Here is a 23197-nt window from a genome sequence, read left to right as displayed (position 1 = left end):
GCGCCGTGCGCCCGACCGGGCGCTACACAAGGTCGCTCTGACACTTTAAAATTAGAGCATAATTTTACCTTCAACTGATTCAAGTTTAAGAAATTATGCTCTATTAGAAAGGCACGGGGATCAGCCCCAGCACTTCGCCAGACCTTCTTTGGTATCGATAGATTCAACACCTTCAACCGGCTGGTCGGTTACCAGCATCACGCCGGTATCAACAAAAGTCTTGCCATCTGTCGGCTTCGGCTTTTCACCGGTATCAGCAAATTTCTTAATTGCCTCAATACCAAGTGTTGCCATCTGCATCGGATATTGCTGCGCTGTTGCGCCGATCACGCCGTCAGCCACATTTTTTACACCCGGACAGCCGCCATCGATGGAAACAATCATCACATCTTTTTCACGGCCAACAGCTTTCAGCGCCTCATAGGCACCGGCAGCAGCAGGTTCGTTAATGGTGTGTACCACATTGATATTCGGGTCTTTTTGCAGAAGGTTTTCCATGGCGCGACGGCCGCCTTCTTCATTACCATCGGTCAGATCGCGACCGGCAATACGCGGATCATCCTCATCGCCGAGCACATCTTTATTCTTCGGATCAATACCGAAACCTGTGGCAAAGCCCTGATCGCGCAGCACGTCAACACTCGGCTGCATGGCGGTAAGGTTCAGGAAAGCGACTTTAGCATCTTTGGCTTTATCACCCAGACGCCCTGCAGCCCATTTACCGACCAGTTCACCGGCCAGAAAATTGTCTGTTGCGAAAGTTGCATCCGCTGCATCAGCCGGTTCCAGCGGTGTATCCAGAGCGATCACCAGCATACCGGCATCACGCGCCTGTTTCAGTACAGGAACAATGCCTTTAGTGTCAGAAGCGGTAATGAGAATACCTTTTGCACCATCGGCAATACAGGTTTCCACTGCTGCAATCTGACTTTCCGTATCGCCGTCAATCTTACCCGCATAGGATTTCAGATTGATGCCAAGCTCCTTGGATTTGGCAGTCGCGCCTTCCTTGATTTTTACAAAGAACGGATTGGTATCTGTTTTGGTAATCACGCAAGCCGTCACTTCAGCCGCCTGCGCTCCCGCACCCGCAACGCCCAATGCCAGAAGGGCAAAAGCAGAGGTAAGAATAGTTTTTCTCATGAACTCCTCCCAGAGTCATTTTTCTACGATCAGTTCAAGCACCGAACTGCGTAGCTGAACCAGCCAAATCAATTGTCTCAGGCGCCCTCTTCCGCCGCCTCTGCGCTGCAATTTCATGAAAGGGCAAATTTATTGCCCCCAGAAATATGTGCAAGCGCGATCATGGAAACACGGGTTTTCAGCCCTGTCAATTAATAAATCCACTTGATTTATTAATTCGCTATGTCAGCCTAAGATCAGCGTGATGACAAAAACTGTCTGCGCAGGCTTTACTTCAAAAATAATTCTCTTATTCCAGCTCTTTATCCCGAATGCTCCTTACAGGACACCCGATGCACTATCCGCAAGGCGCCCCTATTGACCCTGCCACAACCAGCCGCGGCTCTGACCAGACCGGCATGCGCGCCTATAATGAAAGGCTGATCCTTTCCGTTGTGCGCCGTCACGGTGCCATGCCGCGGGCAGATATTGCCAGACTAACCGGCCTGTCGGCGCAAACCGTGTCCGTCATCATCCGCAATCTCGAGCAGGACGGATTATTGCTAAGCGGTGAGAAACAGCGCGGACGTGTCGGCCAGCCAAGCCAGCCGATGATGCTCAATCCTGACGGGGTGTTTTCCTTTGGCCTGAAGATCGGGCGTCGCAGTGCGGAACTGGTTCTGGTTGATTTTACCGGTATGATCCGCGCACGTATGCACCAGACCTATCTGTGGCCGGTGCCGGATAATATTCTGCATTTCACGCTTTCGGCTATTGAGCAATTCACGGCGCAGCTCACGCCTTTTCAGCAAAGCCGCATCGCCGGTCTCGGCATTGCCATGCCGTTTGAACTCTGGAACTGGGTTGAGGAAGTCGGCGCGCCGCCTGCGGATTTGCAGGCCTGGCAAAGCACCGATATTTGCGAAGCACTGAGCCTGAAACTGCCTTTTCCCGTTCTGATCCAGAATGATGCCACCGCCGCCTGCGGTGCGGAACTGACCTTCGGTTCAGGGCCGGACTATGCGGATTATGTCTATTTTTTCATCGGCTCATTTATCGGCGGCGGCGTTGTCCTCAACAATACGCTTTATGCCGGACGCAGCGGTAATGCCGGCGCACTGGGTTCCATGCCGATGGGCAACGGTTTTGTCACCACGGCAGGCCAGATCAGCCGCCCTGCCCAGCTGATTGATACCGCATCGCTGTTCATATTAGAGCGCAGCCTCAAACAACAGAATATAGACACGGCTCCGCTTTGGGCGGCGCCGGATAATTGGGAAATTTTCAACCCTGTGCTTGATGAATGGGTATTGCTGACCGCGCGCAGCCTTGCCCATGCCATTTCATCGGCCGCCAGTGTAATTGATTTTCCTGCTGCCATTATTGACGGCTGGATGCCTGAAAATTTACGCGCCAAGATTGTTGAAACTACACGGAGTGAAATCGGCAGGCTTAATTTACAGGGAATCATCCCGCCGGTGATTGAAGAAGGCACAGTTGGTGTTCATGCCAAAGCACTGGGGGCAGCGCGGCTGCCAATCTTCAGCCGCTATCTCTTTGATCAAAATGTTCTTTTTAAACACATACAATAAACCCGTCTTACCAAAGTTGAACAATAAACCGCTATTTGTGTGAAATCATTTACTTCGACTTCACAGGACTGCCTATAATATCCGTCATGAATGCAACTTGTTCATTCCACATGCATTTATCTTTTGCGAGAGCCGTTATTGTCAGGACAAAGCCAGATCATGACTTTTAAAACTATCAGCACCACAGCTTTTACAGATCAGAAGCCGGGCACTTCGGGCTTGCGCAAAAAAGTGACTGTCTTTGCTCAGGAACATTATGCGGAGAACTTCATCCAGTCGATCTTTGACAGTCTGGAAGATTTTCAGGGCAAGACACTCGTGCTCGGCGGTGACGGACGTTATCTCAACCGCAAGGTCATCCAGAGCACGATCAAAATTGCTGCTGCGAATGGTTTTGGCCGCATTCTGGTCGGTCTTGGCGGCATTACCTCGACGCCTGCGGCTTCCAATCTCATCCGCAAGAATAAAGCCTTTGGCTGTATTATTCTCTCTGCCAGCCATAATGCCGGCGGACCGCAGGGTGATTTTGGCATCAAGTTCAATATCAGCAACGGCGGCCCCGCTCCGGAAAAACTGACCGAAGCGATGTTCGCCAACTCCAAAACCATCACATCCTATAAGATTGCCGATTGCGCCGATATCGACATTGATACGCTCGGCTCGCATCAGATCGGCGATACGGTGGTGGAAATCATTGATCCGGTGAAAGATTACGCTGCCTTGATGGAAAGCCTGTTCGACTTTCAGGCGATCCGCGCTCTGCTGCAATCCGGTTTCACCATGCGTTTTGACGCCATGCATGCCGTGACCGGCCCTTATGCCAAAGAGATTTTTGAAAACCGGCTCGGCGCAAAAGCAGGCAGTGTTTTCAATGCTGTGCCTTTGGAAGATTTCGGCGGTCACCATCCTGATCCCAATATTGTTTATGCCCATGAGCTTTATGAAGAGCTGATGTCGGCCAATGCGCCGGATTTCGGTGCAGCATCGGATGGTGACGGTGACCGCAATCTGATTATCGGCAAGGGCATGTATATTGCCCCGTCGGATTCTCTGGCTGTGCTTGCGGCCAATGCGCATCTGGCTCCGGCCTATAGCAAAGGCATTGCCGGTATTGCCCGCTCCATGCCGACCAGTTGTGCCGCAGACCGCGTGGCTGAAAAACTGAAGATCGGCATGCATGAAACACCGACCGGCTGGAAGTTCTTCGGCAATCTGCTGGATACCGGTCTTGTCACCATTTGCGGTGAGGAAAGTGCGGGAACCGGCTCTGACCATGTGCGTGAAAAAGACGGATTGTGGGCTGTGCTGCTATGGCTGAATATTCTGGCGGTACGCAAACAATCGGTCGCCGAGATTATGCATGAGCACTGGCAAACCTATGGCCGTAATTATTATTCACGTCACGATTATGAAGAAGTCGCCTCGGATGGTGCCAATGCGCTGATGGATGCATTGCGCTCCAAACTGCCTGATCTCAAAGGCAAGACCGTGCAGGGTATGGTTGTGGAAGCAGCCAATGATTTTGCCTATCATGATCCGGTCGATCATTCAGTGAGCAAGCATCAGGGCATCCGCATTCTTTTCGCCGGTGGTTCCCGTCTTGTGGTGCGTCTGTCCGGCACTGGTACCGCCGGTGCAACCATCCGCATCTATCTGGAACGCTATGAGGCTGACAGCAGCAAGCATGATCTGGAAACCCAGGCTGCCCTGATCCCGCTGATCGCAGCCGCTGCGGAACTCACAGAGATCACGCATTATACCGGCCGCGAAAAACCAAGCGTCATTACCTGACCCAACAAAAAAGGCCTGCATTGCAGGCCTTTTTCAATTTCATCATCTGTTATTCAAAAACGATCTTCGGTGCTGCGCGGGATGAACCGCCGCTCACCTGCGCCCAGGCTTTTTCGGCAATTTCACGATAAATTTGCGCATGCGGGCTGTCCGGCTCTTTCACCGTGATCGGCATACCCGCATCGGACAATTCGCGGATCTGCATATCCAGCGGCACTGCGCCGAGGAAAGGCACATTCAGCCGCTCAGCTTCGCGCTGCGCTCCGCCATGACCGAAAATATCATAACGCTTGCCGGTATCCGGCGCGATGAAATAGCTCATATTCTCAACAATACCGAGCAGCGGCACATTAACTTTGGCAAACATATTCAGCCCCTTACGGGCATCAATCAGCGCCAAATCCTGCGGGGTGGAAACGATCACCGCACCGGCCAGCGGCACCTGCTGCGCCATGGTCAGCTGAGCATCGCCGGTGCCCGGAGGCATATCGACAACCATCACATCGAGATTGCCCCACTCCACTTCACGCATCATCTGATTAAGCGCCGACATTACCATCGGGCCGCGCCAGATCATCGGCGTTTCTTCTTCCACCAGAAAGCCCATCGACATGACTTTGAGGCCGTAATTGCTCATCGGCTTCATGATGCGGCCATTGACCGTTTCCGGACGACCGGAAATACCGAGAAGGCGCGGCATTGACGGCCCGTAAATATCGGCATCAAGAATACCGACTTTCAGCCCCAGTGCCTGAAGCCCGAGCGCAATATTCACCGAAGTCGTGGATTTACCGACACCACCTTTGCCGGAAGCCACGGCAATAATCTTGCCAACACCCGGAATACCCGGTTTTGCCTGCGGCTGCGGTGCTGCATGAGTATGTGCAGCCGGACGCGCCTGAGCAGCGGGCTGAGGGCGGCTTGGCGGAGGAGCATCATCGCTGGTGCGGCCGCCTTTGCGCTCGGCGGTCAGTGTGACCAGCGCACCGGCAACACCCGGAATCTCTTTCACCAGTTTTTCCGCCCGAAGGCGCAACGGCTCCATCGCCTGCGCACGGTCAGACGGCACGGTGATGGAGAAAAACACTTTATTATCAGCGATGAAAATATCGGACACCAGTCCGAGGCTGACAATATCACCTTCGAAATCCGGTCCCGTGACCTGTTTCAGCTGAGCCAGCACCACATCTTTGGTGACCTGTGACATGCCTCATACCCCGTCGAATAATCTGTTCACTATTGCCGGCACAGTATTTTATCCTGCAACCGGCATTTCATGCATCATCGTTAAATGATTTTGTGTCTGAGAGAAAGTTATCTTCAGCCCTTTCCGCGCAAACCTCTGTGACATCGTGAGGCAGAGAGAGATCCGGCATCATTATTACAGAGGAAAGCTCTTTCCTTCCGTAAAGCACCGCGCTAAAAAGCGGAAAGCGCAGTTATATATAGTTCAGGGTGATGGTTCAGACACACAAAAACAAGCTGGTTTTAATACGCATCCTGTGCGTATTGGCGCTTGTTTTGCTGTCTTTTGCCCATAGACCGGTGGATGTCAGCGCGCCCCTGCTGCAAATGACCACCAAAAGCGGCACCTCCGCTGAACCGGTTTTCATCCGTTATGAAACAATGCCCGATGGCAGTATTGTTTCGATCTGCGTTTCCGAAAACAGCGCCGCATCTGACCAGCATCATAAAAATCATAATATGATGGTTGATTGCGAGGCCTGCCGTATCTCGGCGGCTTTTGCACTGGTTACACCACCTGCAGCCGGTGGTCCGGTTGTTGCCAAAGATACAGGCAACAGCGTCAGACGCACGGCCAAAGTTCTGCCCCGCTCCCGACCTTATCCGCCCGCCGCCCCGCCACAGGCGCCACCTTTCCTTGCCTGATACAGGTCTGCGCATTCTCGCAATGCCGCAGGAAATATCAGTCATGCGCTTTAAGCGCCTTCATGCTTTCTGCCTGCAATTTGCAGCCGTAAAGCAGGATATTCGCAAGGAATAAATTTATGAAAACCATTTTCACACCACTCTGTGTTGCCAGCCTTCTTCTCGGCACTGCCGGTCTGGCACAGGCACATGTGTCACTTGAAACAGCTCAGGCTAATGCAGGAAGCGGCTATAAAGCCGTCCTCAAAATCCCGCATGGCTGTGAAGGTGCCGCGACCACACAGATCAATGTCAAAATTCCGGAAGGTTTCATTGCCGCTCAGCCGCAGATGAAAGCCGGATGGGATATTGAAACTGTTAAATCCGACTACCAGCACAGCTATAAAGTGCACGGTAAAGACGTGAAAAACGGCGTGACCGAAGTGATCTGGAAAGGCGGCAAACTGCCGGGCGATTTCTATGATGAATTCTCGGTTGTCGGCAAACTCGCAGCCTTCGACAAGGATACAACATTGTCGTTCCCGACAATCCAGACCTGCGAAAACGGTAAAACCGAAAACTGGACAGATATCGCAGCAGAAGGCCAGAACCCGCATGATCTGAAAAACCCTGCGCCGCAATTGCTCGTGGCGGCTGCCACAAAACAGGCAAGCCATGACGGCCACGGTGCGCATGGCGGCGATAGCGCCGAGGTGGTGACAGCCGGTGATCTGCAGCTTTCCGATGCTCATAGCATCGCGACAATCCCGAATGCCCGCGTTGCAGGCGGCTATATTGTCATTACCAATAAGGGCAAAGAAGATGACCGCCTGATCGGCGGCACCACAGATGCAGCCGGAAAAGTTGAAATTCATGAAATGTCGATGAAAGACAATGTCATGAAGATGCGCAAACTGAGCGAACCTCTGGCAATTCCCGCCGGTCAGACCGTGAAATTGGCACCAACCGGCTTCCACATCATGTTTATGGATCTGGCCAAACCGTTCAAAGAAGGTGAAACAGTCAATGTTGTGCTGGAATTTGAAAAAGCCGGAAAGGTTAATTTACCGTTTCACGTGAATCCATCCAAGGGTTCTTCCGGTAACTCCGGCGGTAAAGCTTCTGATCACAGCCATCACTAATTTCTGTTTCTCCGAAACCGTATCGGTTCGGAGATAAAAGACTAAGGCGGAGCGCCGGTCATATCGGCGCTTCGCATTGTGATTCTGGAACCGCTCCCTTTTGCCTGTCCTGTTTACAGGCTTCTGCATGAGGCGGGACGTCGCAGAGCTTAAAAATCCGGCCGGAATGTCGTTCAATCCGGCCAGCTGCGACAATCACGCAAAACATATACGGATTCATATAGATAGCATTGCATTTTAGAATAAAAACATGAGTAAAATACTCTGGAATTATTCTAAGCTATTGAAATAAGAACACTTTTCTAAATAAATGCTGAAAATTAGGTTTGACAACCGACCGTTTTCACCGGCATATTCCCGCTGTCAGAGCTTTCGGGAGGGATACTTCCGGCTCGTGGCAATAAATTCAACCTTTGATGTTTGGGCCTTGAACCCGCTCTATTGGAGGACCTCATGTTTGGTCAGGCACTTTACCGCCCAAGGGCGGTACTATCGTCGCGCCCTCAGCCGCGACGCATATTCATCGCTCCTTCGCGTCCGTTACAGATCGGATGCCGCCCATGAATATGCAGGTCAGAAATCTCTTTGAAACATCCAGTCATTATTTCGAGCGGCAGGCTGAAAAGCTGGTGCTTGAAGGCTATCGCCACTGGACATCCGGCTTCGAAACCGGATCGGTTATTCCGTGGGAAATGGCCTGGACGATTTACACTCAGGAACTCGGCCTCGATAAAGCCAAGCTCGCGCTGGCCGAACTCTCCCATTTCATTCGCACCCTGCATTTTTGTGCAGCTTGTCAGCTCAAGGCCTTTCCTTATGGTTCGATGCATATCTGCCGTGAAGAATGCCTGCTGATGGGGCTGATCTCCGCCTTGCAAAACGGTGACGATACAACCCGTGATGCCTGTCTGGATGCTCTGGTAACCGGCAGCCGTGTCGCGGAAGTTAAAAAAGCCGCGCAGGATTATGCACAGATCATGGCAGAGCTCGATCAGGTGCTGCTGCCTATCCCTCATTACGCCGTTGCCTGTGTTTTATCACCGGCAGGGCACAAAACCTTTCACTGATATGAAGAGCTGAAACCTCTTTCATAACTTTACCATGATTTTAGCCCAGTGACTGCGAGCAAAGCGCTCCGGATCCGCGGGCAAAACCGACAGGACGAATATTATGAATGCAAAAACTGAAAAGCGCTTGGGTATCATGGCTGCGCTCCTGCTGACCGCAGCAATGTTTGTGGCGCCTAATCCGATCCAGCAACAGCAGAATTTTCATTTTCTCAGCATGACTGAAGAAGCCGTCAAAGATATACCGGCTCTGATTGTTGTTGCGCAAAACCATCAGACCGGCTCAGCTATCCGCTAACAGCACCCATTTGAACTATCATATTTAATCATTTTTTATCACTGTCCTCCCAAGACAGAAAAAAGCCGCGCTAAAGCATTTTCAGCAAAAGTGGAAACCGGTTTTGCATATGAAAATGCGTAAAATAAATAGCCGGAGCATTTTAAAAATGCTCCGGCTCAGCGCGGCTTTTATTTTCAAATAGTTTTAATCAGGCCTGCACAACAATCGGTGCTTTGCCCTGCACGCGATCATAAAGATCAATAATATCCTGATTCATCAGACGTACGCAGCCGGAAGACATAGCCTGCCCGATCGACCACCATTCCGGATTGCCATGGATACGATAGCCGGTATCAACGCCGTCGCGGAAAATATAAAGTGCACGTGCGCCCAGCGGATTGGCTGGTCCCGGCTCCTGACCGTTACGGTATTTTTCCAGCTCCGGCTGGCGTTTGATCATTTCCGGCGGTGGTGTCCAGCGCGGCCATTGCTTCTTATATTGCACATTGGCACGGCCTGACCATTCAAAGCCTGCACGTCCAACGCCGATGCCATAACGCATGGCCTCGCCCCCCTGCAGCACCAGATACAAATATCGCTCATTCAGGCGTACAACAATGGTGCCCGGTGCCTCACCGGTCGGATCCGGCACGATCTGTCGGCGGAACTGTTTCGGCACTTTCTCATAAGGAATGGCAGGCAGGGAATAACCATTCTCATGAACAGCCGCATACATCACTTCATTACTGGTAACGCCTTTATCAACGCTGATCTGCGGGCGCATCACACTGCCGGTCGAAGACATATCAATATCCGGCTGAAAAGCCGACATATCCAGCGACTGGGTACAGCCAGCCAGACCAAAGGCACCGGCGCCGGTCAGAAAAATGCGACGGTTCAGAATTTCACCCTGCTTTGCCATGATAAATCCGTATCTTCAAAACCTTTTCAGAGGTCGGATTGTGCGCCCGCATGGTTGAAAAATCATTAAATTCGCCGGATCTTCATTTACCATAAACAATCGCCACACATTAAAAATGCAGTAAAAAGCAAAAAACCGGCACAAATTTGTGCCGGTTTTTCAATTCGATCAGTATCCGCATCTCTGCCGGATCAGTAATCTTTTTCGTAGAATACACCCAGACCGGAATCACCATTCGTACCGACAGAGCCTTTGGCTTTGAGATCCCGCGTAATATCCAGATTGATCGTGCCTTTGGTGCCGTTGGAACCGCTGGCTTCCACACCGAGATAAATATTATCGCGGATATAGCTGCCTGCACGAACCGCTGCATTGCCCTTGCTGTCGGTGACAACATCAAGATCATCCAGCCCTACGCCCTGACGCAATGCACCCAGCAGATTGGCGTTTTTACCACCCGCCAGTTCAGCGGCCGCAGCGGCAAGCTGTGCAATCTGGAAAGGAGACAGTTCCGAGATTGAGCGTTTGAAGATCAAACGCGCCAGAACTTCATCCTGCGGCAATTCCGGCTCCGAGGAGAATTTGATATCCGGATTATCCACCGTGCCCTGCACCGTCACCAGCACGATGATATCGCCGCCGTCACTGCGGGCAACGAAATAGAGCTGCGGGTTCATATCCCCGATCAGGGTCACACGGCCTTCATCAAAGGTTACACGCTGGGTCAGAATATCCAGACGGCCGCGCAGCAGTTCAAAACCACCAACCGGACGCACATTGGTTACAGGGCCTGTCAGACGGACAGCACCGCCCAGTTCCGTATCCAGACCGCGACCACGCACGAAAATCTGGTTCGGCGCAATCACGCGCACATCCAGTTGCGGCACAGTCGGACGGGATGTCGGCACCGGTGCGGAACCCTTGGCACGGGTTTCCACCTTGGCACGTTGCAACGTCATCAGCACTGAAGCCGGTGTATTAACGTGGCGCACATCAATATTGGCACCGCCGCCGCCAAAACTTTCAGGCACGGTAATTTCCGCGCGTTCAATCTCGATCTTACCGGCAATCAGCGGATCGCGCATCAACGGGCCGGTAATGGTCAGGCCGCCATTAATGGTCGCAACCACCATGGAACCATCCGCATAACGTGCTTTGTCAAAATTGATCCGCAGATCGGCAGGGAAATTCTGCGCGGCATTGATCGAAATCGTGCCATCCGCATTGATTGAACCACCGGTCGACAAAGCTGCGCTTGCATTGCGAAGGCGGATTGTCTGACCTTCCATGCTGCCATTGATGGTAATATTATTGAGGCGGATATTGGTTTCCGGATCAACCATCTGCGCACCGCTTGTCGAGAACATGCCGCGGATTTGCGGATTGTCGAAACCACCGCTGACATTGGCGGTCAAAGCCAGTGTACCGGTTGCCTGTGCTCCGCGATCCGACAGAAAACGATTGGCAAGCGCCAGCGGAATCTGCCCCGTCACATCAATACCCAAACCGCTGCCCGACAAAGGCACACGCCCCTGCGCGGTCACGCTGAGATTTTGCGGGCCATCAACAGACAGCGAGCTGATATTGACGGTCTTATCACCATAACGACCGGCAGCTTTCAGATTCAAAGGCGCAAGCCCGTTTTCAGCCAGCGGTTTGGCGCTCAGCGCGCGTCCGTTCAGATTGAACTCGGCGGCAGGATTGGTCAGAGCGCCGGTGACTTTTGCAGTGCCGGTAACATTACCGCCCAGATTCTGATCCTTCACCACGCCATTGAGCAGAGCCAGCGGCAGATTGGCCAGCTCGACATTCACATCCAGCGCACCGGCAGATTTATCCGTGCCCAGCGGCACAAAACCATTTACACGGGTATCAAGACCATTACCCCCGGTAATCCGGCTGTCCACTTTCAGGCGGTTCTGGGTCGAGGTACCTTTAGCTGTCGCATTCAGGGCACCAATACCCAGTTCACGCGTCTGGCGGGCAATCACATCACGCGCATTAATGTCAAAACTGACATCAGGCTGGTTGCGCGAACCGGTAACCTTGGCCTGACCATTGATCAGACCGCCAAGTCCCAAATCCGGCTGAATGCTGTTTGCCACATTCAGCGGCAGATTATCCAGTTTCACATCCAGATTGAAACGATCAGCCAAAGCACCATTAAGGCTCAGACGACCTTCTCCCACCTGCATGATGATATTGTTAAAGGTAACATCGCTGCCTTTCAGCGCCAGAGATGCCGGTTGCGCCAGTCTGGTCAGCATTGAGCCCTGACGCAGCTCCGCATCTGAAAGCGACAGCAACAAACCACCGTCCTGCGGCTCCAATGCGCCGTTGACTTTAACTTTGGTGCCGATCTTCAGATCAGTTGCAGCCTGAAAAACCGTTTTGCTGCCTTCAGACTGAGCCGTTGCATCAACCGTATTGATTTCAAATGTACCGGCGCGGATGGACTGTGCTTTCACAGTGCCGTCCACAACAGGAACATTAAACAGGTCGGCAAGCGTCGCATTAATATCCGCCTGCCCGATCACATTGCCTTCAACATTCAGATTACGGATATCTGCTTTGACCGCAGCATTCTGGCGGTCATTTTCATAAGACAGATCAATATCCGCATTAATGCTACCGGTTGCTTTGGCAAGGAAAAGAGCGGCAGCGGTTGAAACATCCGGCGCATTCACTTTCAGGCGACCGGCGAGCAGGTTTTTGTCCGCAATATTCAGATCACCGCTGACGCGCGTGCCGCCTGCAACAAAATTCAGGTCGCTCAGGCGTTTGCCTTGCTCATCCAGCGCAATTTTACCGGCAAGATCGAGTTTTTCACCGCTTAAGAAGCCACTGCCGCTGAAACCACCGCTCAAAGACGGAGCAAGCTTCGGATCAGAACCGTCCAGCACAGCATTGAAGTCGAGCAGACCATCATTCAGTTTGCGACCTTCCAGCGAACCGGAAGGCACAGATGCGCGGGCAGCCAGAGCAATCCGGTTTTCAGTTCCGCGTGCACTGGCTTTCAGCGACAAAGGTCCCGTTGCCTTATCGGACAGATCGGCAATATCACCAATCTCAACACCCAGATCGAAATCGGCATCCTTGCTCGAGAATGAGCCATTGGCAGTGATTGCATTTGCATCATTACCAATACGGAAACCACGGGCGGAAAAACCGTTTTCAGAACGCGCCAGACCACCGCTCAAAGTGGAGCGGCCATTGATAATACGGTCAGCAATGTCCTCACCGGTTTTAATATTCTCTGCTGTGCCATCCAACGTCAGGTCAAATCCGCCGGTGAGAAGCGCAACAGTACCGGTTGCTTTCAGATCAAGACTGCCGGCAAGCGAACGGTCTGCCAGTGCCGAGAACGGCATGAGGCTGTTTGCCTGCAAAACAATATCACCGGTATAAATGAATTTATCGATTGCCCCCTTTAAGGCAGCGCTCAAACCATTGCCGGTGAGTTGCAGTTTTTCAAGCTGCACAGGAGAACCGGCACGCCATTGCCCCAACACGGCCAGATCAAAACGATCCCCCAGCGCCTGAGCAACCTCGGGCTGCCTGGCATTAATTCCCGTTACATTTCCTGTAATATTGAAACCGACATGACGGTTTTGTGCGTCCTGCAGATTTTCTGCCGCACCGCCCATATCCAGCACGGTCTGCTGTGCGGAGAAATCACCGGCCTGCAGACCTTCAACCAGCAGCTTGCCTGTCCAGTCTGCGGATTGGCGGTCGCCGTAATCCAGTGTCAGACGCGCAGACGCCAGAGAGGTCTGGCCGCCGCTGACCGGCAGAAGCACACGGCCTTTTTCCCGATCTGCAATCAGCGCATCAAGGGTCAGACGTGTCAGAAAGCCGTCATTGGCGGTTTCGGCCTTGGCCTGTACCTGCAGAGCGGCATTGGAAAGGTTGAAATTATCCAGACGGAAGCCACCGCCATCCTTGATAAAACCATTGGCTGCAAGGCTTGAGGTTGCGCCAAAGAAATCACGGAATTTTTCCGGAATAAGAGCAGCAATCGGACCTTTGACATCCGCATTAAACACGCGGCCGGTAACAGTGCCGTCCGCATTGCGGTTCAGGGTCAGAAGTCCGGTCAGAATGCGCTGGCTGTCCGCATCAAGCGTCAGGTCAACTTTCAGATCATCAAGCTTGCCTGCGCCGGTCAGCGCCAGTTCAACAGGCGGCTTGCCTGCGATATTCAGGAGATTGGCGGCAATACCATTGGCAGGTTCGGAAAGACGCATATCCAGATCAAGCTTCTGATCGGCATTGGCGTAATTCGCCTTCAGCTTCATCGTGCCGCCCGGGCCATCCAGACGCTGCATGTCAAACAGCGACTCCAGCGATCCGTCCTGAAGGGTCAGATTGCCTTTCAGTGCCACTTCCGATGCCAGACCAAAAACCGGCTGGCCGAATTTCAGGCGTTCAATATTCAACTCACCCAGCAAAACCGCCAGCGGCAGTTCCGGCAAAGCAAAGCCACCGGCTTCCGGTGACGGCAGTCCCTCATCCGGCAAAGGTGTGCGGATAAACTCAACTTCCTTGGCCGAGAGTGTATCCACACTCAGACGACCGCGCAAAAGAGCCAGACGGCTCCAGACAAGCTGGGCATCTTTAATGCGCAGCCAGATACCTTCTCGGTCAGCAACCGTGATAGCGCCGACTTTTGCCTCAGACGACAAAACACCTTCAATACCGGTAATGCTGATCTTGCGGTTCGGCCCCGACAGTTTTTCTTCAACAAAAGACAGGAAGTAGGACTTCTCTTCTTCGGCTTCCTGCGTGGAAACAGAAGTGTCAGCCTGTGCGGTCTGCGTACCTGAACCCGCAGGATTGCTCTGGCCGGTGGCAGGCGTCGTTACGCTGTCCGCTCCCTGAGGCAGCAGCGATGCCCCGATATAAATACCGAGCGGCAGAATGATAAAAAAAGTGGCTACGAAAGCGAGAAAACGGTTCAAAACGCCTGTCCTATGCCGACATAGAATGCAAAACTTGAGTCACCTGCCTTGCGGTTAAGCGGCACGGCAACATCGAAACGGATCGGTCCGAGGCTGGTATCATAACGCAAGCCCGCACCTGCCCCCAAACGCAGATTCTCCGCAAAGTCAGGGTAGGATTCCTCTCCGACATATCCTCCGTCTACAAACCCGACCACACCGATACTATCGGTAACTTTTGTGCGAACCTCGCCGGACATTTCCATCAGCGAGCGTCCGCCGATCACCACATCCCCCGGCTTATTCACCCCGATGCTGCGATAAGCATAACCACGGACAGAACCGCCGCCACCGGCAAAGAAAACTTTATCCGGCGGCAGATCGCTCATATCGGCACCGACAATCGACCCGACTTTAACACGACCGGCCAGCACAACGCGTTTATCTTCACCAAAGCCGTAATAGCCACGGCCTTCTGCGGTAAATTTGGTCGAGAAACTGCCGTTTTTGAGCTCGTAAAACGGCTCAACCACGCCCTCGGCATAATAACCGGAAGTAGCATTGGTCTTGTTATCGCGCTTATCCAGCAGAATACCGCCCAGCATCCCCACGGTGAAGAACTGGCGTTTGCCGTAATAATCATCATCAAACTGCGCACGAGACACATTGGCAAACAAACGTCCGCTCAGATCTTCATTGAAGATATGCGTAAAACCTGCCTGTCCGCCGACCGATGTCTCGGTATAATTATCCAGAACCTCACGCTTACCGGTCAGAGACGAAACGAAATCCGTATCCGGTGTGAACACGCCCGGTTTGGTGAAGGATGTGCCCAGCACATAGGTAAAGTTCTTCGGATCATAGGAATTATCCTGCGAACCGCCGATACCGCTGACCTTGGCATCAAAGCGCAGACGCTCCGCCTTACCGAACAGATTACGATGCATCCAGAAGGCTTCCACCCCTGCACCGTCCAGTGTGGAATAACTCGCACCAAGACCGAAGCGACGCGGTTTACGTTCCTGCACGATGAGATCCATCGGCAAAATACCGTCGCGGTTGATTTCCTGTGCTTCCTGAATCGATGTCGAGCGGAAAACATCCAGCCGCGCCAAACGGCGACGTGCACGCTCAATATCATCCGGATCATATTCCTGACCCGGTTTCAGATCTGTCATATAGGCAACGAATTCCGGATCCATGCGGGCTGTGCCCTGCACTTTGACAGGACCGTAATGGGCAACACGTCCCGGTTCCAGCGTGATATCCGCATTCAGCACATTGCCTTCATGATCGGCAACAATATCCTCACGCGTAACTTTCGCCTTGGCATAGCCCTGCTGACGCCATGCCTCAACAGCAAGACGCTCTGCCTTCAGGATTGTACCGGATTTGGCAATTTCACCGCTTTTGAAACCGGCCTTTTCAGGCGACTGCACCTGATCGCGGCGGTCATCTGTCGGCGGTGCAAGTTCATTAATGCTGGCGCGGGCAAACAGGAATTGCGGGCCCGGATCAACATTGATGACAATTTTGGATGTATCCGGCAATTGTGTATCCGGCGGCAGGTTCGCAGCTTCGCGACCATCAACCAGAATACTGATGGTGCCGCCATAACGACCTTCACCATATAGCGCCATCAGAATACGACGGTAATCACCGCGTGCTTTGGCCAGCAGTCCGCCGGAACCGGAAGCCGCTTTTTCTTCATCAGCCACAAGCCGTGAAGCGCCTTTAACCAGATCTTCCACATCGGCTGCCGTGCCGTCTTTATTGGTGCGGGTGCCGCCGGAAGTGACTTCAACGCTGTAGCGTTTTGGTTCGGCAATGACATCATCGGCTTCTTCAGCCTTGTCTTTACCCCAAAGTTTAATGCCAAAGAGCTCAAAAGCATGCGCAGGCGATGCCGCCATAACCGGCAGCAGCGCAGTGAACAGCAGGAGGGTGCTGACTTTACGGATTGGAGCTCTCCTTAATTTATTACCTGCATATCATCCCATTCAACGGGGTCAATATGCATATTCCTCGGCATAGCCCGCTCCACCCATCGCGCGATGCCTAACAATCAAACTAGCGGAGAGTATAATCCAAAAGCTTACACTGCTTTTTTAAAATTTATGCTTAATAAAATATTAATTTGTATTTTCCTTTACCTAAAGAAAAACTTAATTTGTGGCTTTCAATCAAATATAAATTTTGAATATTTAATCTTAAGAAAGAAACAAAAACGAAAATCACAGAGGCATAAAGCCGTAAAATATTGAAAATATTTGTCTTTTTAAAAATACAGCCGCACAGGGCAATTTAAAACCGACATGAAAGATTGTTCCGGAAAGCATTTGTCATACGGATTGCAACACGTTCCAAGAAAATGCGCATTGGTTAAAATACAGCCACCTCCTTTAAAGAGTCCTGCCACGGAACCACGTTTTCCATAACAGGGAATCGCCTTGCAGAATCTGCCTTATCAGATCCTATCTGCGCCATCCTCCGCGCGGAAAATGCACAGGCCCCACACCCCATCGGGGGCTCCAGCCCTGCCGGCCAAAAGGACGAGGATTATAGCGTGGCCCATAAGGCCGGTAGCCCGGACGATACCAAGGCCGGTAATAAGGCGGGTGCCAGCCCGTGTAATAAGGTTGATAATACGGAGCATAAAACGGATCATCATAAAAACCTGATCCGATATTCAGCCCGAAAGTGACTTGCGGCTGCGTATTATAGACCGGTGCAGCATTATAGCCCTGATAGGATTGGGATAAATAACGGCCGCTTATCCAGCCTATCCCCCAACTGCTTCTGATCTGACACCAGCTGCCGCGGCAGCTCTCAATATGCACCGCCGCTCCGCGTGGCAAAGCTGCAATCCGCGTATAGTTTGTACCCGGCCCCTGCCGTAAATTGACAGTACCCGAAACAGTAGCGACCTGCGCCTGCACAATGCCGGTTCCTACCAGCAGCATTAGCCCTGAAATTATTGAAATAATCTTCATCGAAATCACCAAATTAAAATTGAAGAAATTTAAATGAATGCAAATTTTAAATGACGCGCTTTGAGAAGATCAAAATTATGAAAGAATAAGGACTGTAATTTGAGACAGGTTACCAATGCATCTCAATATAAAATGCATAAAAAAACGGCGCTGCCAAAGCAGCGCCGTTCATTGTTATTCAGGTAAGTGAGACAAGCTCACCCATATTGCACCTTATGGCAGCGCGCGTGCGGCCTCAGGGCTGACTTCCATCATATTGATGGCCAGATGGTTCATGATCCACAGCGAGCCGATCAGAACAATCGCCAAAATCAGCACGGTGAAGAGCAGAGCCAGCAATGTCCAGCCGCCCTCGGATTTGGAATCCATGTGCAGGAAGTAAACCAGATGAACAATCATCTGCACCGCACCGAAAACCATAATAATGGCAACGGTTGTGGTGGTGTCAAAATACTGTCCCATCACCACGCCGAAAGGAACGGCTGTGAGGATGACGGCCAGAATGAAACCGATAATATAATTCTTGGTTTCGCTGGCTGATGCTTCAGTTTTATGCGCGGAACTCATGCCTGAACTCCCATCAGATAAACAATCGAGAATACACCGATCCAGACAACATCAAGGAAGTGCCAGAACAGGCTGAGGCACATCAGACGGGTCTGGTTGGCTTCTGTCAGACCGGAACGCAGAACCTGCGCGACCAGAACCAGAATCCAGATCAGACCAAACAGAATGTGCAGACCGTGCGTACCGACCAATACGAAGAAGGCGGACAGGAATGCAGAACGGCCAGGACCGGCACCGATTTCGATCAGGTGATGGAATTCATAGATTTCCATCGCCAGAAAGGCTGCGCCGAGCAGGAATGTCACGGCAATCCAGCCAAGCATGGCGGATTGTTTTTTACGTGACATCGCGATCATCGCGAAACCATAGGTCAGGCTGGAGAACAGCAGCAGAGCGGTTTCCACAGCAATGAAGTTCAGATCGAACAGTTCCCAGCCGGTCGGTCCTCCCGCGTATGAACGCGAGAGAACTGCAAAGGTGGCAAACAGACCCGAGAAGATGACACAGTCACTCATCAGGTAGATCCAGAAGCCGATCAGTGTCGTGCCGCGGGAATCGTGGTGCTCGTGATCGTCGTCATGCCCGTGGGCGTGATCGTTAGCGTGCGTTACAGCGGCACTCATGGCTTAACTCCCAAAGACTGCAGCTTGAGCGTATGCTCATCTTCGATGCGCTGCACTTCTTCCGCAGTGACATAGTAGTCGCGGTTATTGTTGAAGGAATGGATGATGCTGATCGCGATGATGGCCAGAGTAGCGGCAATTGCCAGCCACCAGATATGCCATACACCGGCAAAACCAAGCGCGATACAAACCATACCGATGATGAAACCGGTGCCGGTATTACGCGGCATATGGATTGGCTTGAACTTGTCGGTTTTACGCTTCACGCCACGCTTCTTCATATCCCAGTAAGCATCAACATCCTGAACACGCGGTGTTTCAGAGAAGTTGTAGAACGGAGCAGGAGAAGCCACAGACCATTCCAGCGTACGGCCGTTTTCCCACGGATCACCGGTGTGGTCACGCAGTGCTTCGCGGTTGCGGATGGACACCAGAACCTGAATGATCTGACAGGCAATACCAACCAGAATGATTGCAGCACCGATAGCGGCAATAATCAGGTAAATCTGCCATGCCGGATTTTCAGTGTGGTTGATACGGCGGGTCATACCCATGAAGCCCAGAATATAGAGCGGCATGAAGGCAAGAATGAAACCGGTCAGCCAGCACCAGAATGCGCGTTTGCCCCAGGTTTCATCGAGACGGAAACCGAATGCTTTCGGGAACCAGTAGATGAAGCCGGCAAAACAACCGAACAGCACGCCGGAGATAATCACGTTATGGAAATGCGCGATCAGGAATACGGAATTGTGCAGTACAAAGTCCGCAGGCGGAATTGCAAGCATAACGCCGGTCATACCACCGACCACAAAGGTACACATGAAGCCGACAGTCCACAGAACCGGCGTTTCCATACGCACGCGGCCTTTATACATCGTGAACAGCCAGTTGAAGATTTTCGCCCCTGTCGGGATCGAAATAATCATTGTCGCCACGCCGAAGAAGGCGTTAACGGAGGCACCGCCACCCATTGTAAAGAAGTGGTGAGCCCAGACGAGGAAGGCCAGAACGGTAATGGCAACGGTCGCATAGACCATTGAAGTATAACCGAACAGACGCTTGGCAGAGAAAGTCGCGATAACTTCCGAGAACACACCAAAGCAAGGCAGAACCAGAATATAAACTTCCGGGTGACCCCAGATCCAGATGAGGTTGATATACATCATCGGATTGCCGCCGAAATCATTGGTGAAGAAATGCATACCAAGATAACGGTCAAGCTGCAGGAGCGACAGGGTTACGGTCAGGATCGGGAAAGCTGCAACGATCAGAATGTTCGAGCAGAGGGCAGTCCATGTGAAAACCGGAACCTGCATCATTGTCATGCCGGGAGCGCGCATTTTGATGATGGTTGCGATAAGGTTCACACCGGAGAGCAGCGTACCCATACCGGAAATCTGCAAAGCCCAGAGGTAATAGTCAACACCGACACCGGGGCTGTATTCCAGTCCGGACAGCGGCGGATAAGCCAGCCAGCCTGTACGGGCGAATTCACCGACGCCGAGCGAGATGTTTACCAGAACAGCACCAGCAACAGTCAGCCAGAAGCTCAGGGAGTTCAGGTAAGGGAACGCAACGTCGCGGGCACCGATCTGCAACGGAACTGCAAAGTTCATCAGACCAACGATAAACGGCATCGCCACGAAGAAGATCATGATCACGCCGTGGGCGGTGAAGATCTGGTCATAGTGGTGCGGAGGCAGGAAGCCTTCATTGGCGCCGGAGGCCATAGCCTGCTGGGCGCGCATCATCACGGCATCGGAGAAGCCGCGGAACAGCATCACCAGCGCCAGAATGATATACATGATACCAACGCGCTTATGATCGACAGTTGTCAGCCAGTCACGCCACAATACGCCCCATTTACCGAAATAGGTAATGGCTGCGAACAGAGACAAACCGCCGAGTACAACGGCACTTAAAGTGACCACAAGTATCGGTTCGTGAAGCGGAATATCCGCCAGGGTAAGTTTTCCGAACATTTCTCTACACTTTTAATGGCAAAACCATTGGCCATAATCTGCCAATGGTCTGCCTGCCTAAAGTCACGAAATCCCGTCAGTTAGACGCAGGTTCCGCAGGCGATTCTTTTTTCACAGAGGATGTGATGAATGGTGAAAGCTTCTGTACGCTGCCGCCGCCATGGCTGACACACGGGGTCTTGCCATCCACACAACGACCGATAACAGCACTGAACAGACCAGGCTCAGTTGAGGCATAATGTGTAACCGGATGCTTCTCTGTCGGCTGATCCAGCTCGATATAACCGGCACGGTTCAGTGCTTTGTCAGAGGTGCGGACTTCGGAAACCCATTTTTCAAAGTCGGCTTCGTTTTTCACATGGGTTGTGAAACGCATCTGCGCAAAACCGTCACCGCTATAGTTCGCGGAGATACCTTCATAAGCACCGATTTCATTGCCGATGAGGTGCAGCTTGGTCTGCATGCCAGGCATTGCATAAACCTGACCGCCCAGAGCCGGAATGAAGAAGGAGTTCATCGTGTGACCGGAAGTGATACGGAAGTTCAGCGGACGATCAACCGGTACGACCAGTTCGTTCACCGAGGCAATCCCCTGCTCCGGATAGATGAACAGCCATTTCCAGTTCATAGCCACAACTTCAACCTGAACCGGCTTTGCCGCATGTTCCAGCGGGCGGTACGGATCCAGCTCATGGGTCTTAATCCAGGTCACATAACCAAGAATGAGAATGACGATGCACGGAATAATCCAGACAGCGGCTTCAATCTTGTTTGAGTGATGCCAGTCCGGCAGATATTCATTATCTTTGTTGGCGCGATATTTATTCGCGAAATACAAGGTCGCGATAATGACCGGCACAACAATCAGCGACATGATGACTGTCGCGAAAACAATCAGGTCGCGTTCTTTAATGCCGACTTCGCCTTTAGGAAACAGCACAACCTGCTGACACCCTGCCAGTATAGCCGTCAGCATCAGAACCGCACCGATACCTGCCGACCGGAATAATCTGTGTTTCATTTAATTTTTCCGTCTTGAATGCGCCCGGGACAGGCCACATATCAACATTCACCAAGATATTTCAGGCTCATGAATAAGCTCAAAAACATCTTAACTGCTTTGAAATGCTGTATTATTTCTTATCTGACATTGTTTCAGACTAAGAAGAACATACAGTAGTTTCGGTAAATTCTGAAATTCATAAACAAAAAAGCGCCGTATTTCAACACCGGCGCCTATACGCACATATTTCAGAAAACCCGGCCGGAGCAATTTCATCTCTCAAAAAAGATAAAAGCTGCTCCCATCAGACCGGAATATCGAATGTCTGAACCCATAATTGACGGGCATATCAGACCGATTCACTCCGGCATCCAGAACTTTTGCGGTTTCTATAAGCAGGAAAGCATCTAACAGCAAGATGAATCTCGGTCACGTTTCCGCGTCCGGAGCAAAAACTATCCGGCAGGCATAAGACGGCACATGAAACAGGGAAATCAGGAAACAGCTGCAAAGGTCCAAAGCATTTCACAGTCAGGCGGGCTCAGCTTGACACCCTGAACTTAGTCAAGTCGGTTCAACTTGACGGCAGTGATAATGCGACCAAATAAAGAATCCAGAACATGCCGCAGAAAAACGGGTACCGGTTTTCCGATAACGACATGCGTAAAAACAAGGAGACAGAGTGAGCGCTATGATGCAATCCGGACATCAATCGCTTCAGGCAAAGAAGCTTTAGAAAATGAAAAAGGCCGGGATGTCCCGACCTTCCATGAAACGCCTCAACCAATGCCAGTACATCCGTGGTCAATAGTCAGGCGAATTTCTTAAACTTTATTTATGTATAGGCCCCGATTATTTCAAGAGCATGACAGATTTACGTTATCTTTGTGTCATCTATCTTGCTTTTGCATCCTACTGCTCCGGCATAAGCACAGCCTGACAGCCGGATTATGCTACGGCGCGATCCTGATACAGCTCCTGTTCTCTTTCCTCTTCCTGCGCAATATAGGCATAAACCTCATCCATACATTGCTGCAGCATATCGAGATCAACAGGCCCCATGCGGCTGAGATAAATATCCATCTCGGAAGCAGGCACACCACGCTTAATCATTTCGACAATCGCCTGTACGACTATGGTTTTCTGATCAAATCTGTAGCGCTGCATACCCCACCTCACGCATCTCAGGGTTCTCCTCCCCTTTATGCACCCATATGGTTAATATGACGTGAAGATGGCACATTTAACAACAGCAAATAACTGTCATTTTTTAACAAGATCTCCGCAGAATGATATTTCTGCGC

Annotated in this window: 18 protein-coding genes; 7 read left to right on the top strand and 11 right to left on the bottom strand. The window is 51.7% G+C overall.

Annotated elements, in window-relative coordinates; all coding sequences use genetic code 11:
• Window positions 1-120: 120 nt before the first annotated feature.
• Window positions 121-1143 (bottom strand): substrate-binding domain-containing protein, encoded by a 1023-nt coding sequence (locus LDL70_RS00265; RefSeq protein WP_022710216.1) that lies wholly within the window; start codon window positions 1141-1143, stop codon window positions 121-123.
• Between the two features lie 332 nt (window positions 1144-1475).
• Between LDL70_RS00265 and LDL70_RS00260 the strand changes: the two genes are divergently transcribed.
• Together LDL70_RS00260 and LDL70_RS00255 are read left to right on the top strand one after the other, a co-directional pair.
• Window positions 1476-2714, top strand: a complete 1239-nt coding sequence (locus LDL70_RS00260) for an ROK family transcriptional regulator (RefSeq protein WP_225685813.1) — start codon at window positions 1476-1478, stop codon at window positions 2712-2714.
• Window positions 2715-2873: 159 nt separating this feature from the next.
• Window positions 2874-4505: an alpha-D-glucose phosphate-specific phosphoglucomutase gene (locus tag LDL70_RS00255; protein ID WP_225685811.1), complete on the top strand. Its 1632-nt coding sequence runs from the start codon at window positions 2874-2876 to the stop codon at window positions 4503-4505.
• A gap of 49 nt (window positions 4506-4554) precedes the next feature.
• On the opposite strand, the gene LDL70_RS00250 is transcribed toward LDL70_RS00255, so the two are convergent.
• A complete protein-coding gene (locus tag LDL70_RS00250; RefSeq protein ID WP_151158745.1) occupies window positions 4555-5712 on the bottom strand; it encodes an Mrp/NBP35 family ATP-binding protein in 1158 nt (385 codons plus the stop codon).
• A gap of 251 nt (window positions 5713-5963) precedes the next feature.
• Between LDL70_RS00250 and LDL70_RS00245 the strand changes: the two genes are divergently transcribed.
• From LDL70_RS00245 to LDL70_RS00230, 5 genes are all read left to right on the top strand, one after another.
• On the top strand, window positions 5964-6395 hold the full coding sequence (locus LDL70_RS00245) for a hypothetical protein (protein WP_151158746.1): 432 nt from the start codon (window positions 5964-5966) through the stop codon (window positions 6393-6395).
• Window positions 6388-6510 carry a hypothetical protein gene (locus LDL70_RS18000; RefSeq protein ID WP_255618281.1) on the top strand — a complete coding sequence of 41 codons (123 nt, stop codon included), beginning with the start codon at window positions 6388-6390 and terminating at the stop codon, window positions 6508-6510. The genes LDL70_RS00245 and LDL70_RS18000 overlap by 8 nt, the downstream gene beginning before the upstream one ends.
• A gap of 4 nt (window positions 6511-6514) precedes the next feature.
• Complete coding sequence (locus LDL70_RS00240; RefSeq protein WP_225685809.1) at window positions 6515-7516, top strand: DUF1775 domain-containing protein; 1002 nt, start codon at window positions 6515-6517, stop codon at window positions 7514-7516.
• 560 nt (window positions 7517-8076) lie between these two features.
• Window positions 8077-8583 carry a hypothetical protein gene (locus LDL70_RS00235; protein ID WP_225685807.1) on the top strand — a complete coding sequence of 169 codons (507 nt, stop codon included), beginning with the start codon at window positions 8077-8079 and terminating at the stop codon, window positions 8581-8583.
• A 103-nt stretch (window positions 8584-8686) separates the two neighbouring features.
• Window positions 8687-8881, top strand: a complete 195-nt coding sequence (locus LDL70_RS00230; protein ID WP_225685805.1) for a hypothetical protein — start codon at window positions 8687-8689, stop codon at window positions 8879-8881.
• Window positions 8882-9071: 190 nt separating this feature from the next.
• On the opposite strand, the gene LDL70_RS00225 is transcribed toward LDL70_RS00230, so the two are convergent.
• From LDL70_RS00225 to LDL70_RS00185, 9 genes are all read right to left on the bottom strand, one after another.
• Window positions 9072-9785, bottom strand: coding sequence for a L,D-transpeptidase (locus LDL70_RS00225; RefSeq protein WP_022710225.1), 714 nt, complete (start codon window positions 9783-9785; stop codon window positions 9072-9074).
• A 191-nt stretch (window positions 9786-9976) separates the two neighbouring features.
• Entirely contained in the window at window positions 9977-14746 is a 4770-nt protein-coding gene (locus LDL70_RS00220) for a translocation/assembly module TamB domain-containing protein (RefSeq protein WP_370637718.1), read from the bottom strand.
• Window positions 14743-16638: an autotransporter assembly complex family protein gene (locus LDL70_RS00215; RefSeq protein ID WP_116086191.1), complete on the bottom strand. Its 1896-nt coding sequence runs from the start codon at window positions 16636-16638 to the stop codon at window positions 14743-14745. Before LDL70_RS00215 ends, LDL70_RS00220 begins: the two co-directional genes overlap by 4 nt.
• A gap of 561 nt (window positions 16639-17199) precedes the next feature.
• The gene (locus tag LDL70_RS00210) at window positions 17200-17718 is read right to left on the bottom strand and encodes an SH3 domain-containing protein (RefSeq protein WP_225685804.1); all 519 of its coding nucleotides are present in this window, start codon (window positions 17716-17718) and stop codon (window positions 17200-17202) included.
• A gap of 213 nt (window positions 17719-17931) precedes the next feature.
• Window positions 17932-18285, bottom strand: a complete 354-nt coding sequence (cyoD, locus tag LDL70_RS00205; protein WP_022710229.1) for a cytochrome o ubiquinol oxidase subunit IV — start codon at window positions 18283-18285, stop codon at window positions 17932-17934.
• A complete protein-coding gene (gene cyoC / locus LDL70_RS00200; protein WP_022710230.1) occupies window positions 18282-18908 on the bottom strand; it encodes a cytochrome o ubiquinol oxidase subunit III in 627 nt (208 codons plus the stop codon). The genes cyoD and cyoC overlap by 4 nt, the downstream gene beginning before the upstream one ends.
• Window positions 18905-20890 (bottom strand): cytochrome o ubiquinol oxidase subunit I, encoded by a 1986-nt coding sequence (gene cyoB, locus LDL70_RS00195; RefSeq protein ID WP_225685802.1) that lies wholly within the window; start codon window positions 20888-20890, stop codon window positions 18905-18907. Before cyoB ends, cyoC begins: the two co-directional genes overlap by 4 nt.
• A 76-nt stretch (window positions 20891-20966) precedes the next feature.
• The gene (cyoA, locus tag LDL70_RS00190; protein WP_022710232.1) at window positions 20967-21911 is read right to left on the bottom strand and encodes a ubiquinol oxidase subunit II; all 945 of its coding nucleotides are present in this window, start codon (window positions 21909-21911) and stop codon (window positions 20967-20969) included.
• Between the two features lie 930 nt (window positions 21912-22841).
• The gene (locus tag LDL70_RS00185) at window positions 22842-23060 is read right to left on the bottom strand and encodes a hypothetical protein (RefSeq protein ID WP_022710234.1); all 219 of its coding nucleotides are present in this window, start codon (window positions 23058-23060) and stop codon (window positions 22842-22844) included.
• Between the last annotated feature and the right edge of the window lie 137 nt (window positions 23061-23197).

This window comes from Pseudochrobactrum sp. XF203 (genome assembly GCF_020341615.1).
Lineage (GTDB): Bacteria > Pseudomonadota > Alphaproteobacteria > Rhizobiales > Rhizobiaceae > Pseudochrobactrum > Pseudochrobactrum saccharolyticum.
Note: the sequence above shows the minus strand (reverse complement) of the source record. Positions and strands in the feature narration are given on the sequence as shown.

Excerpts from the sequence above, each read along its gene's own strand:
- LDL70_RS00265 (WP_022710216.1), bottom strand. The coding sequence starts at position 1,143 with ATGAGAAAAACTATTCTTACCTCTGCTTTTGCCCTTCTGGCATTGGGC.
- LDL70_RS00260 (WP_225685813.1), top strand. The coding sequence starts at position 1,476 with ATGCACTATCCGCAAGGCGCCCCTATTGACCCTGCCACAACCAGCCGC.
- LDL70_RS00255 (WP_225685811.1), top strand. The coding sequence starts at position 2,874 with ATGACTTTTAAAACTATCAGCACCACAGCTTTTACAGATCAGAAGCCG.
- LDL70_RS00250 (WP_151158745.1), bottom strand. The coding sequence starts at position 5,712 with ATGTCACAGGTCACCAAAGATGTGGTGCTGGCTCAGCTGAAACAGGTC.
- LDL70_RS00245 (WP_151158746.1), top strand. The coding sequence starts at position 5,964 with ATGGTTCAGACACACAAAAACAAGCTGGTTTTAATACGCATCCTGTGC.
- LDL70_RS00240 (WP_225685809.1), top strand. The coding sequence starts at position 6,515 with ATGAAAACCATTTTCACACCACTCTGTGTTGCCAGCCTTCTTCTCGGC.
- LDL70_RS00235 (WP_225685807.1), top strand. The coding sequence starts at position 8,077 with ATGAATATGCAGGTCAGAAATCTCTTTGAAACATCCAGTCATTATTTC.
- LDL70_RS00230 (WP_225685805.1), top strand. The coding sequence starts at position 8,687 with ATGAATGCAAAAACTGAAAAGCGCTTGGGTATCATGGCTGCGCTCCTG.
- LDL70_RS00225 (WP_022710225.1), bottom strand. The coding sequence starts at position 9,785 with ATGGCAAAGCAGGGTGAAATTCTGAACCGTCGCATTTTTCTGACCGGC.
- LDL70_RS00215 (WP_116086191.1), bottom strand. The coding sequence starts at position 16,638 with ATGGCGGCATCGCCTGCGCATGCTTTTGAGCTCTTTGGCATTAAACTT.
- LDL70_RS00210 (WP_225685804.1), bottom strand. The coding sequence starts at position 17,718 with ATGAAGATTATTTCAATAATTTCAGGGCTAATGCTGCTGGTAGGAACC.
- cyoD (WP_022710229.1), bottom strand. The coding sequence starts at position 18,285 with ATGAGTTCCGCGCATAAAACTGAAGCATCAGCCAGCGAAACCAAGAAT.
- cyoC (WP_022710230.1), bottom strand. The coding sequence starts at position 18,908 with ATGAGTGCCGCTGTAACGCACGCTAACGATCACGCCCACGGGCATGAC.
- cyoB (WP_225685802.1), bottom strand. The coding sequence starts at position 20,890 with ATGTTCGGAAAACTTACCCTGGCGGATATTCCGCTTCACGAACCGATA.
- cyoA (WP_022710232.1), bottom strand. The coding sequence starts at position 21,911 with ATGAAACACAGATTATTCCGGTCGGCAGGTATCGGTGCGGTTCTGATG.
- LDL70_RS00185 (WP_022710234.1), bottom strand. The coding sequence starts at position 23,060 with ATGCAGCGCTACAGATTTGATCAGAAAACCATAGTCGTACAGGCGATT.